Below are 12,169 nucleotides of genomic sequence, written 5' to 3'. Positions count from 1 at the left end.
GCTACTTGTACATAAATAGTGTATTGAACACATTAGTCATAGGTCCCGGTAAATACCGGGACCTATTTTTTTGATGTTTACTAAATGTTATCAGTATCTCTCAAATAAATTTCAATTTTTCGTTTGAAACCATGAATTATCTATATTATAATATTTAAGTATATAAATCAACAAATTATTAATCAATTATTTACATATATAATATAAATACTTTGTTTAACAAAATGCCGCTTATCATATTCAAATCTTTGAAACCTTGGCTTTTAAGCTTTCATTAACTATATTAGCTGTCCAAAACTTAAACACTTAATCATGAGAAAACTAGTCACAGTATTCCTGTGTCTGTTAGTAAGCTTGTTTCAACTACAGGCTCAGAACAGAACCATCACAGGAACAGTAACAGACGAGAGTGGAAAGCCTGTTTCAGGGGCTTCTGTATTAGTGAAAGGAACTAGTACGGGTACACTAACAAAAGAGAATGGAACCTATTCAATTTCTGTTCCTTCTACCGCTACCGCTTTGGTAGTTTCTGGTTTAAACCTTGCCCCAAAAGAAATTAAATTGGGTAAAGGAAATAGCGTGAATGTATCACTTAGCTCTACAGTGGAAAACTTAGACGAAGTGGTTGTTACCGGTTATTCCAGAGAAAAGAAAACCCAGTTTGCTGGTGCTGCCGCAGTATTAAGCGGTAAAGTAGTTGAAACTGTACCAGTAGGTGCATTTGACCAAGCATTACAGGGACGTGTTCCAGGTATGTTGGTTAACTCAGGTTCTGGTCAGCCAGGTTCTTCTGCTACTGTTACCATCAGAGGTATTCAGTCAATTGCCGGTGCCGGTGCGCAGCCATTGTATGTAATTGACGGAGTTCCTTTGCCTGCATTTGATATGCAGACCATCAACCCTAACGATTTCGAATCTATCACTGTATTGAAAGATGCAAACTCTGCAGCTTTATATGGTGCTAGAGGTGGTACTGGTGTTATCGTAATCACTACTAAGAAAGGTAAGAGCGGTCCTACTAATTTCACTTTTAGAAACCAGTATGGATTTACACAAGCACCTGATTTCAGCCGTTTGAACTTGATGAATACTGCTGAAATGTTTGCTTACGAAGAAAGAGAGCGTTTTGTTAACACTCCAGGATGGACTTATTCTCCTAATAACCCAGCAATTCCTGCAGGTATGACAGCTGCAAGAAAGCAATTCTTGTATGATAGTATCAAAGCTATTGACACTTACTGGCCTGATGTTCTATATAGAACAGGTGTATCTAAGACACATGAATTGAATATGTCTGGAGGTAATGAAAAAACCAAGTTCTTTGTTTCTGCTGGCTTATTTGATCAGCAAGGTATTGACTTGGGTTCTAGCTTAACACGATACACAGTTCGTTTAAACTTAGACCATACTTCAGATAAGTTGTCGGTTCGTTTCAATAACCAAATTGGTTATTCCATTTCAAGATTCTCTGAAGGGGAGCAATTGGGAAATAGCCCAAGAAACCCTTTCCAGATGACTTACCGTGCAAAAACCTACGAGAATCCTTTCAGAGCGGATGGTTCTATCATTTTTGGAGCTTCTACTCCATTGGCACTTCGCCAGGTGGGTAACTTGTTAGAAGGTATCCAAAATTCTAAGAGAACTACCAATCAAATTAAAATCAACTCTGGATTAACAGTTGCGTATAAATTGTTACCTAGTTTAACCGTTCAAAATACCTTTGGTATTGACGTATCAAGTGATGAAAACTCAAGATACATTAATCCAGCATCTTATATCGGTTCTTTACAACAGTTCCAGAGCGGTTTGGCTCAGGAAGGTTACCGTATGACTTCACAAATCATTAATACCAGTAGCTTGGTATTTGCTAAGCGTATTGCGAATGTGCATGAAGTAGAAGCAGGTGCTTATTTTGAAGTGGTACGTAGCTGGACCAAAGCAATGGGTCTTACGCTATTCAACTTAGATCCTCGTTTAACTGAAACAGGTCAGGGTGCAGGTGCATTACCTACGAATGGTGCGGCTACTTATCCTCAGAACTCATCTTCGGCAAAATCAGGATTTGGTATCCGTTCTTATTTCGCAACTGCTAGATATACTTACGATGGTAAATACTCAATCAATGCGAATATCAGAAGAGATGGTACATCAAGAATTGTAAACGTTTCTAACCGTGAAATCACTACATGGTCAGCTGGTTTTACCTGGAATGCGTTAAAAGAGAAATTCTTGGCTAACCAGAGAATTTTCACAGACTTGAAAGTTCGTGCGAGCTATGGTATTATTCCAAATATTGGATCTATTACTTCTGGTTCTTATGGCGTTCCTTTGAATGGTGTGCCTAACTACCAAGGTCCTCAGGTGCCTACTTTCGGTACAGCAGCTTATGCAGGTTCTGCAGTTGTAGGTCTTGTACCTAACAATCCAGGTAACCCTGATTTGAAAATTGAAAAAATTCAAAAGACCAATATTGGTGTTGATTTTGCTGTATGGCAAAACCGTGCAAGATTCACTGTGGATGTTTACAAAAACAAAACCATTGACTTGTTCGTAAACCAACCATTGTCTGGTACAACAGGATTTGGAACTCTTGCTATCAATGCGGGTATCATGACCAATAAGGGTATTGAATTTGTTGGTAATGTAGATGTGGTGAAGAAAAGAGATTTCAACTTGACTGTTGGAGTAAACCACTCTATTCAGAAAAACAATATCGAAGATCTAGGTCTTGTAAATGAGTATGTAGTAGGTACCTTCATCATTAGAAGAGGTTTACCTTATGGATCTCATTATACTACTAATTATTTAGGAGCAGACCCTGCAACAGGACGACCTATGTATGAAGGCCCTGATGGAAATACAGTTTATTCTGAAGCACAGGCGGGTCGTTTTGCGAAATTCGGTACTTATCTTCCAAAACACCAGGGTGGATTTAACTTAGATGTTCGTTTCAAGGCGATCACAGTTTCTGCTTTATTCTCTTACCAGTTTGATGTTACTCGTTATGATAATACCGGTAACTGGATTACGAGAGGTACTTTGGGTTACCACCAAGCGGTTAGAGCTTCAAGAGAGTTAATTGACAATCAGTGGACTAAGCCAGGTGATGTTAAGTTCTATCAAAGTTCTGCATTTGATAGAGGCTTTAACTCTTCTGATGTAAAAGATGCTAAATTCTTACGTTTTAGAAATTTGATTGTTTCTTATGCAATTCCAACTATCAAAACTGCTAGCGGCACAACGCTAGTAAAGAGCGCAAGGTTCTATGTTCAAGGCCAAAACCTTGCTATCTGGAGCCCATGGAAAGGTGTTGACCCAGAAGATAATAATAATATTAGCTTAAACGAATATCCAAACCCAAGAGCTTTTGTTGTTGGTTTAGACATCAACTTCTAATAGAGACAATAGCATTTCTTGAAAGAAAAAAATGAATCAAATGAAAAAAAATAAATTAGTCATCCTTGCTTTTGTGGCTGCTTCCTTGGGAGCTTGTCAAAAAGTAATTGATGTAAAAGAAACCGACTTTATTGGGGGAGATATCGCATTAAAAACCGTAGCCAATAATGAATCTGGAATTATCGGTGCCTACTCTGCCATGAACGTTGAAATGGGCATTTTGTTGAATGCAACTTTTGCAGATGAAGTGAAGCCAGGCGAATTCTACAATGCTGGTACAACTCATGAGTGGCAATACGGATCTCAAGATGTTGGTTTACGTGATAACTTTACAGCCTTCAACTTGTATTACCGAATCATTGACCGTGTAAACCGTGTATTGGTTGCATTACCAAACGCAGTTCCTGCAAATGCAACTGAAGCAGCATTAAAGGATCGTTTGCGCGGGGAAGCTTTATTCTTGCGTGCATTCTGTCATTTTGAATTGTACAAGTATTACAGTAATTCAGCGGTAGGTACAGATTTAGCAATGGCTTATATGGAAACGCCATCGCTTGCATCTTTGCCTAGAATTCAAGTGGCACCTTATTTCGCCAAATTAAAAGCAGATATGGTAGCTGCAAAACCATTGTTGCCTACTGCATTAACTGATATCTATCGTGCTACTCGCCCTTCAGTTTCTGCTTTGCAAGCTAGAGTTGCCCTTTATTTAAAAGAGTATACTGATGCGGTAACATTCAGTACAGAATACATCAATGCGATTCCTCTGGCTTCTAGAGCGAACTTCCCAGGTATCTGGACTGATGCAAACAATAGCGAGTTGGCATTTAAATTGAGCCGTACTCCATCATTAGGTGGTAGAATCGGATCTTTATTCCAAGGAACTTCTGCGAATTCTGGTGCAATTTCACAAACTGCTTGGGTTCCTTCCAGCAAACTTTGGAATGCATATGATCAAACAAATGATATACGTTTTAGCTCCTATTTCAGAACTGAACCATTGTTAGCTGCTGCTGGTCGTCCTTCTCAATTGGTTGCTAAGTACCGTGGTACCACTTACGGTACTCCTGGTGAACACGTTGCAGATGCAAAAGTGTTCAGAACAGGTGAAATGTACTTGATTCGTGCGGAAGCTAATGCTGAGTTGAACAACTTAGTGGGTGCAACCAATGACTTAAATACATTGCGTGCTGCACGTATCAATGGTTATACCAATGTTACTCTTGCAACAAAAGATGCAGCTATTACAGAAATTATGCAAGAGCGTTTCTTGGAACTGCCATATGAAGGGCATCGTTTCTTTGATTTGAAGAGAAGAAATTTACCTGTGTCTCGTTTGTTAGCTGATGCTCCTAATGCAAATGCGCAAACTTTACCTGCTGGAAACTTCCGCTTCTTATTACCTATTCCTAATCCTGAAATCAATGCGAATCCATTGATTCAGCAGAATCCTGGATACACTAACTAATTTGATATTAGTTTATATAGTCAGCGGCCCCGAAATTTTTCGGGGCCGTTTTTTTATGACAGTCTCATCCTAGAATAGGACTAGTCATAGTCTATATAAAATTACTAACGCTAATTAGGTGAAGTGTAAAAGATAAATCGAAAAATGGTTCAGTAAAAAGCCCCGCTACTTAACAAAGCGGGGCTTTTTATAATCATTTGTTATGGGAAATTATTTTAACAACTCCTCTAAAGTCTTAAATAACTGATTGCCTCTTAAATCAGAAGCAATAATTTTTCCTTCAGGATTAATTAATACGTTAAATGGAATGGCATTAAACTGATATAAGTTAGGCATTTCACTTTCCCACTGTTTCAAGTCGCTTACATGCTTCCAGTTTAATTTATCCATTTTAATAGCATCTAACCAGGCTTGCTTATCATTGTCAAGCGAAACTCCCAGGATGGTAAAGTTTTTCTTTTTGAATTGATTGAACGCTGCTACCACATTCGGGTTCTCCTTTCTGCAAGGTCCACACCAGCTGGCCCAGAAATCTACCAATACATATTTACCTTTCAGGCTACTCAATGAAAATGGCTTGCCATCTAAATCGGGTAAGGTAATTTCAGGTGCGTCTTTGTCTAATAAAGCATACGCGGGAGGGGCAGCCGGTTGCTGTTTGGCACTAGCGTCCAATAAGGCTTTGATTTTATTTAATCCTGAGTGAGATTTGTATTTTTCTGCTGATTCGTTTACTAAAGCTTTTAATTCATCAGGTGTCATGGTTCTGGAAGCCATACCCAATGCATAGTATCTGGCAGCTGGGCTTTCGCTTTCATTGATAAACTTTCTAACCATTCCATTCATGTCCTTTACTTTACCATCTCTGTTGGCTTGTAAAACCTTTACCAAAGAATCTGAATTGGGTTGAGCCTTTAAAGAATCCAGCTCCATAAATACGGCATACAATGCTGAATCTTTCTTTCTGTAATCTTCAAAAAGGATATGCATGGCAGCAGAAGCAGGAGAGTTTTTTACCTCATACACTCTGTAGCGAGTTACATCAAGGTCTACTTCAATTTCATTGTTATCGTTTACAATTAATACATCCGGTCCGTTCTCTAGTACAAGTCTGTATAATCCTTCTTCCTTTGCTATACCCTTTAAACTGAATTTGCCATCTGCAAGCAGGCTTGCAGAGTCAAGAACAATTGGCTGGTCACCGCCGTAAGGCAATTCCTGTAAGTATACTTTCGGGGTAATCGCATTTTTGATAGTTCCCTTTACCGTAAACTCACCGTATTTTTTTTCCTGGCTACATGCACTCAGCAATAAGCCCGCCCCCAATAAGAGGTAATTGATATTTTTCATAATGGAATTTTATGCGTTTAATTTTTGTTCCAGTAATTCTGTAACGATTTTCGGGTCTGCTTTACCCTTACTCATTTTTTTAACTTCTCCTACAAATAAGCCAATCAGGCCTTTTTTCCCTTTTTGATATGCTTGTACTTTGTCTGGCATGAGCTCAATTGCTTTGTTTACCCATTCTTCTAATTCAGCGTTATCAGTCGTTTGTAGAATATTTAGTGATGTGGCCAGTTCCGTTGGGTCTTGTTCATTATTCAGTAGTGCTGGTAAGAGTTTAGTTGCGGCAGTAGAGAAATTTACTTTTCCGGCATCAATTAATTGAATGGTGCCTGCAAGGCTCTTTGCACTCAAACCCAACCCGGTAATACTTTTCTGTTGTTCGTTTACCAATTGTTTTACCGGTCCTAATATCCAATTCGCAATCATTTTGTATTGCTGACAATACGTTGCGGTTGCTTCAAAAAATTCAATCATAGATTTTTCTTCACATAATTGGGAAGCGTCGTATTCGTTCAATTGGTATTTGTCCTGTAAAATGGAAAACCACTCATTGGGCAATAATGGAAGACTATTTTTTATTGCTGCAATTTTTTCTTTCTTTAAAATGATTGGCGGTAAATCCGGATCAGGAAAGTATCGATAATCGTTAGCTTCTTCCTTATCCCGCAAACTGAAAGTTATATCTCTGTCTGCATCATAGCTTCTTGTTTCCTGTTGAATTTTATTGCCGGCTTCCAGTTCATTAATAATCCTGTTGATTTCGAACTCTATCGCTTTTTTGATATTACGTATGGAGTTGAGGTTTTTTACTTCAACTTTGGTGCCCAATTGTGTGGCATTTTTCAATTTCACCGAGACATTGGCATCACATCTTAAGCTCCCTTCTTCCATGTTCCCATCACAGACGCCAATCCATCTCACCAGTTTTCTGATTTCGGTAACATATTGCCAGGCTTCTTCTGCTGAAAATAAATCCGGCTCTGTAACAATTTCAATCAATGGAGTGCCAGCCCGGTTTAAGTCAATACAGGAATTAGCATCGAGTATATCGTGAATACTTTTTCCAGCATCTTCTTCCAGGTGTATTCGGTTCAACTGAACCATTCTTTGCCCTTCATTGGTTTTAATGCGAACCTTACCTCCAATGCAAATGGGATGTGTATGTTGTGATATCTGGTATCCTTTGGGCAGATCCGGATAAAAATAATTTTTTCTTGCAAAGAAACTTTCTTCTGCAATGGTACAATTGCATGCCAGGCCCATTTTAACAGCCATTTCAACAGCTTCCTTATTCAGTTTGGGAAGGCTGCCCGGAAATGCCAGTGATATTGGACTTACCTGTGTATTGGGTGTGTTGCCAAAGTCCGTACTATCCCCGCTGAACAATTTGCTTTTGGTAGCCAATTGTGCGTGAATTTCAAGGCCGATAACTGCCTGGTATTTTTCTTGATAACCCATTATAGCAGCGAATAAATTTGTTGTATCAGCGTTGAAAGATTCGAGGCATCCTGGCCACCGGCAGTTGCCAGGGTTTTTTGACCACCACCTCCGCCTTTAATTAAAGGGGTTGCATATTGTTTTATCAGTTGTGGTGCTTCCAGACCTTTCTGAGCAACAACCGCATCACTTAATAAAATGCAAACTGCGGCTTTGCCATTAATATTGGCGCATAATACTACCACATAGTCTTCAGCTAATGATGCTTTTAATTCGAAACAGATTTTCTTTAAATGATCTGGACTGCTCACAGGAAGTATTTCCCCAATAAACTGACCATTACCAGATGGATAAGGTTTAATTTTCTGTATTAATTCAGTCTTAATCAATTGCAACTGCTTTGCTTCTAGGCTTTCCAGTTTTTTCTCGAGTTCCTGTTTTTCTGCTATTAATTTTTCAATTGACCTCAATGCATCCTGTGATTTTAATACATTACCAATTTGCTTTAGGGTCTCGTTTTGAACAGACAAATAATCAAAAGCAGCTTTGCCGGTTAATGCTTCAATTCTTCTGACACCGGCAGCAACAGCTGATTCTGCTGTTATCTTCATCAAGCCAATCATGCCTGTTGAAGCAACATGTGTACCTCCACACAATTCTACCGAATAAGAGGGATCTGCAATCACCACTCTAACCCGATCACCATATTTTTCTCCAAACAAAGCCATTGCGCCAAGTTGCAAAGCTTCATCTTTAGACATTTCTTTTATTACTACAGGGATATTTTCTCTTATTTTTCCGTTCACTATATTTTCAACGGCAATGATTTCTTCTTCTGTTAATCGGGCAAAATGAGAGAAGTCGAATCTAAGATTCTCTTCATTTACCAATGAACCTTTCTGTGCTACATGCGTGCCCAATACCTGTCTTAAAGCAGCATGCAGTAAATGGGTGGCAGTGTGGTTATAACAAGTGAATAGTCTTTTTGCAGCATCAACTTCGGCAGTAAATTCAGCTGCTGGGTTCATTGGCAACTGGTCTACGAAGTGTACAATCAAGTCATTCTCCTTCTTTGTGTTTGTTACCGAGATGGTATCATTACTAAAAATCAGTTTACCGGTATCACCTACCTGACCACCACTTTCTGCATAGAAAGGAGTAGTGTTTAATACCAATTGAAATTGTGTTTTTCCTTTAGAACTTATTTTTCTATACCTGGTTATTTTGCTGGTGGTGCTCAATTCATTATAGCCAACAAAGCCATTTCCTTTTTCCGTAGAAATATCCACCCAGTCTTCTGTATCTAATGTAGTGGCTGCACGGCTTCTGTTTTTTTGCTCCTGCATTTCTTTTTCAAAGCCCTGCTCGTCAATCGATTTATTATGCTCAGTTGCAATGAGTCTAGTTAAATCTATGGGGAAACCGAAAGTGTCAAACAATTCAAATGCAGCTTTCCCGTCAATCACCGATCCGCTGTTTTTGATTATGTCATCCATTCTTTTCAATCCTTTGTCAAGGGTTTTTAGGAAAGCATCTTCTTCTTCTTTTACCACTTTGCAAACAAAGTCTAACTGTTGATGCAATTCGGGGAATACATTTTTGAATTGCTCTGCAATAACAGGAATCAATTGAAACAACAAAGGTTGTTTGTAATTCAAGTAAGAATAATAATATCTTACTGCTCTTCTTAAAATTCTTCTGATTACATAGCCGGCACCGGTATTGGAAGGCAATTGACCATCTGCAATGGTAAAGCCAATCGCACGGATATGATCTGCAATCACTCTGAAAGCAATGGCTTCTTTGGAGTTAGACTGATCATAGGTATTGCCTGTTATTTTTTCAATAGCTCTGAAAGTTCCGGTGAAAACATCTGTATCATAATTGCTCTGCTTGCCCTGAATAACTCTAACCAGTCTTTCAAAGCCCATACCTGTATCTACGTGTTTGGCAGGTAGCTCAACAAGCGAGCCATCTTTTAAACGGTTGTATTGAATGAATACATTGTTCCAGATTTCAATTACCTGAGGATGGTCTTTGTTTACCAGATCTCTTCCAGGAATTTTGGCAATTTCTTCTTCTGATCTGCAGTCTACATGTATTTCAGAACAAGGACCACAGGGACCTGTATCACCCATTTCCCAGAAGTTGTCTTTTTTATTTCCATAGACAATATGATCGGGGGCTACCAGTTTTTGCCACTCTGCCAATGCAATGGTGGACGCTGGAATTCCTTCTGCAGGATCTCCCTCAAAAACAGTAACATACAAACGGTCTTTAGGTAATTTATAAACTTCGGTCAACAACTCCCAGCTCCAGGCAATGGCTTCTGCTTTAAAATAATCACCGAAACTCCAGTTACCCAACATTTCGAACATGGTATGGTGATAAGTATCTACCCCCACTTCTTCCAGGTCATTGTGCTTTCCACTCACTCGCAAACATTTCTGCGTATCGGCAATTCTGGTACTACTGGGTTTGCTGTTCCCTAGAAAATAATCCTTAAACTGGTTCATACCCGCGTTGGTAAATAAGAGTGTAGGGTCGTTCTTTACTACAATAGGGGCAGAAGGCACAATCTGATGCTGTTTGGAAGCAAAAAAATCCAGGAATTGCTGGCGAATTTCGGCACTCGTCATGATGAATTACTTTTTATATGCCATTAAGGCTGTAGAAACTATCTTTGTTGTTAATTAAGAGGGCAAAGGTACGGATTTAAGGGGCTGAAAACCGATCATGAAAAAGGTAAAATACTACTATAATACGCATAATATGCGCTTTGAGAAGCTAACCACCCCACTAAGGGTTAGGTTGCTTCAGGTATTAGGTTATATAGCCGCTTCGATAGTTACAGGTATTCTCATTTTTGCTATCACTTTTAGATACATAGATTCACCCAAAGAGAAATTACTAAGACAGCAAAACGACGATTTAAGGCAGAATTATAAGGTAATGGAGGAAAGAATTAAGCAATTACAGCTTCAGATGGATGAAATTGCCAACCGGGACAATTATGTGTACCGTTCCATATTCGAATCTAATCCCATTCCCGATAGCGCAAGGGTTAAGGAAATGGAGAAAAAGAAGGAAGTTCAATTAGTGCAAAGTATGGGTGAAACAGAGTTGGTAACCAGTATGGCTGCCCAGCTGAATAATCTGAGTCTTCGTATGGCTTACCAGCTTAAATCTTTCAATGCCATAGAGAATATGGTAAAAAACAAAGAGAAGTTGATTGCGGCTATCCCCTCCATACAACCCATAAGTAACCGGCAATTAAATAGGGTTTCATCAGGCTTTGGTTATCGTATTGATCCCGTATACAAAGACCGTCGATTGCATCCTGGATTAGACTTTACAGCACCTATTGGTACCCCTATTTATGCAACAGCAGACGGGGTGATCAAAGACGCTGGTTTTAATACTGGCGGATACGGGAACAGGGTTGTCATAAACCATGGATTTGGTTACGAGACCCTATATGCCCATATGGTTCGAATTAAGGCAAGAGTAGGTGCGCGTGTAAAAAGAGGAGAAGTGATTGGATATGTGGGTTCTACCGGAAAGAGCACTGGTCCGCATTTGCATTATGAAGTACACAAAAATGGCATACAGCTAGATCCTATTTATTACTTCTATAATGATTTAACCCCTGCACAGTTTGACCGAATTCTGAAATTAGCGGCAGCCAGCAATCAAAGCTTTGACTAGCTTTCAACAAAATCCTAGTTTACTTGTAATATTACAAAACCATTACTTTGGAGCCAGGCGTACGTGAATACCTATTAAGAATCGTTAATACACTATCTGTTGGTTTATTCTGGTTGGCCATTAATTCAACCGCGGGAATCATGTATGACCATGCTTTTTTCCATGATAAAATTACCACAGGCAATATTGTTTTCTATTGCTGGTTTTTGATCAGCTTTTTCTTCCTGATGCGCTGGCTGATTAAACTTTGGAGTAAACCTATTCATTTTGAGCGGTAGCTTATCTTTCTTTACACAGCAAGTTCTTTTTATTTGTAGGCCCAATTCATGAGTACTACATAGCAATGTGAATGTTCTAACTGCTATGGTCCATAACGATGACCCATTCACCGTTTATCTTTTTAAATAGGATAGTATAGTGCCCGCTTACATTTCCTGCTTTTCTTATTAATTCCCATTTTCCTAAAACCATCCACAATTGTTTAGCCAATGGTTTTACTTCTAACAGCGTAAACTGCAGCGTTCCCATATAATCCTTATTGGGGTAGCTTTTTTTGTAATTGTTCAGTGTATTGGTAAATCCATAAGTGGGCCCGTTTTTTCCTACAAACAAAAGACTGTCACTTTTCCAGTATCCTTTCATAAATGCATCAATATCTCCGCGATTCCAAGCTTCAGTTTGTTCAGTCAGGATTTTCCTAATTTGTTTTTCAGGGCCGGTTTGTGAAAAGCAGAAAGTAGTTGCCAATAAAAGGAGCGAGGTAAACAAGAAAACTTTCTTTGTCATTTTGCAGATTTTGTAAAAAGTAAATTA

8 protein-coding genes are annotated in these 12,169 nt (G+C 39.0%); 4 read left to right on the top strand and 4 right to left on the bottom strand.

The features are described from left to right. The first annotated feature begins 312 nt into the window (after positions 1–312). Positions 313–3,396 (top strand): SusC/RagA family TonB-linked outer membrane protein, encoded by a 3,084-nt coding sequence (locus TEGAF0_RS08125; RefSeq protein WP_264897605.1) that lies wholly within the window; start codon positions 313–315, stop codon positions 3,394–3,396. A gap of 40 nt (positions 3,397–3,436) precedes the next feature. Next, complete coding sequence (locus TEGAF0_RS08120) at positions 3,437–4,864, top strand: RagB/SusD family nutrient uptake outer membrane protein (RefSeq protein ID WP_264897604.1); 1,428 nt, start codon at positions 3,437–3,439, stop codon at positions 4,862–4,864. A 210-nt stretch (positions 4,865–5,074) separates the two neighbouring features. Here TEGAF0_RS08120 and TEGAF0_RS08115 read toward each other — a convergent pair whose 3' ends face one another. The 3 genes from TEGAF0_RS08115 to alaS are packed head-to-tail and all read right to left on the bottom strand — an operon-like array spanning position 5,075 to position 10,287. Next, positions 5,075–6,214 carry a TlpA disulfide reductase family protein gene (locus tag TEGAF0_RS08115; protein WP_264897602.1) on the bottom strand — a complete coding sequence of 380 codons (1,140 nt, stop codon included), beginning with the start codon at positions 6,212–6,214 and terminating at the stop codon, positions 5,075–5,077. A 9-nt stretch (positions 6,215–6,223) separates the two neighbouring features. Continuing rightward, complete coding sequence (gatB, locus tag TEGAF0_RS08110) at positions 6,224–7,669, bottom strand: Asp-tRNA(Asn)/Glu-tRNA(Gln) amidotransferase subunit GatB (RefSeq protein WP_264897600.1); 1,446 nt, start codon at positions 7,667–7,669, stop codon at positions 6,224–6,226. Then, on the bottom strand, positions 7,669–10,287 hold the full coding sequence (gene alaS / locus TEGAF0_RS08105) for an alanine--tRNA ligase (RefSeq protein ID WP_264897598.1): 2,619 nt from the start codon (positions 10,285–10,287) through the stop codon (positions 7,669–7,671). Before alaS ends, gatB begins: the two co-directional genes overlap by 1 nt. 97 nt (positions 10,288–10,384) lie before the next feature. Between alaS and TEGAF0_RS08100 the strand changes: the two genes are divergently transcribed. After that, positions 10,385–11,356, top strand: coding sequence for a M23 family metallopeptidase (locus TEGAF0_RS08100; RefSeq protein ID WP_264897597.1), 972 nt, complete (start codon positions 10,385–10,387; stop codon positions 11,354–11,356). A 47-nt stretch (positions 11,357–11,403) separates the two neighbouring features. Further along, complete coding sequence (locus TEGAF0_RS08095) at positions 11,404–11,634, top strand: hypothetical protein (RefSeq protein ID WP_264897595.1); 231 nt, start codon at positions 11,404–11,406, stop codon at positions 11,632–11,634. Positions 11,635–11,710: 76 nt separating this feature from the next. Here the strand turns inward: TEGAF0_RS08095 and TEGAF0_RS08090 are convergent, their stop codons facing one another. Further along, entirely contained in the window at positions 11,711–12,142 is a 432-nt protein-coding gene (locus TEGAF0_RS08090; RefSeq protein ID WP_264897593.1) for a YybH family protein, read from the bottom strand. Positions 12,143–12,169: the final 27 nt, after the last annotated feature.

The organism is Sediminibacterium sp. TEGAF015, from assembly GCF_025997995.1.
GTDB lineage: Bacteria > Bacteroidota > Bacteroidia > Chitinophagales > Chitinophagaceae > Sediminibacterium.
Note: the sequence above shows the minus strand (reverse complement) of the source record. Positions and strands in the feature narration are given on the sequence as shown.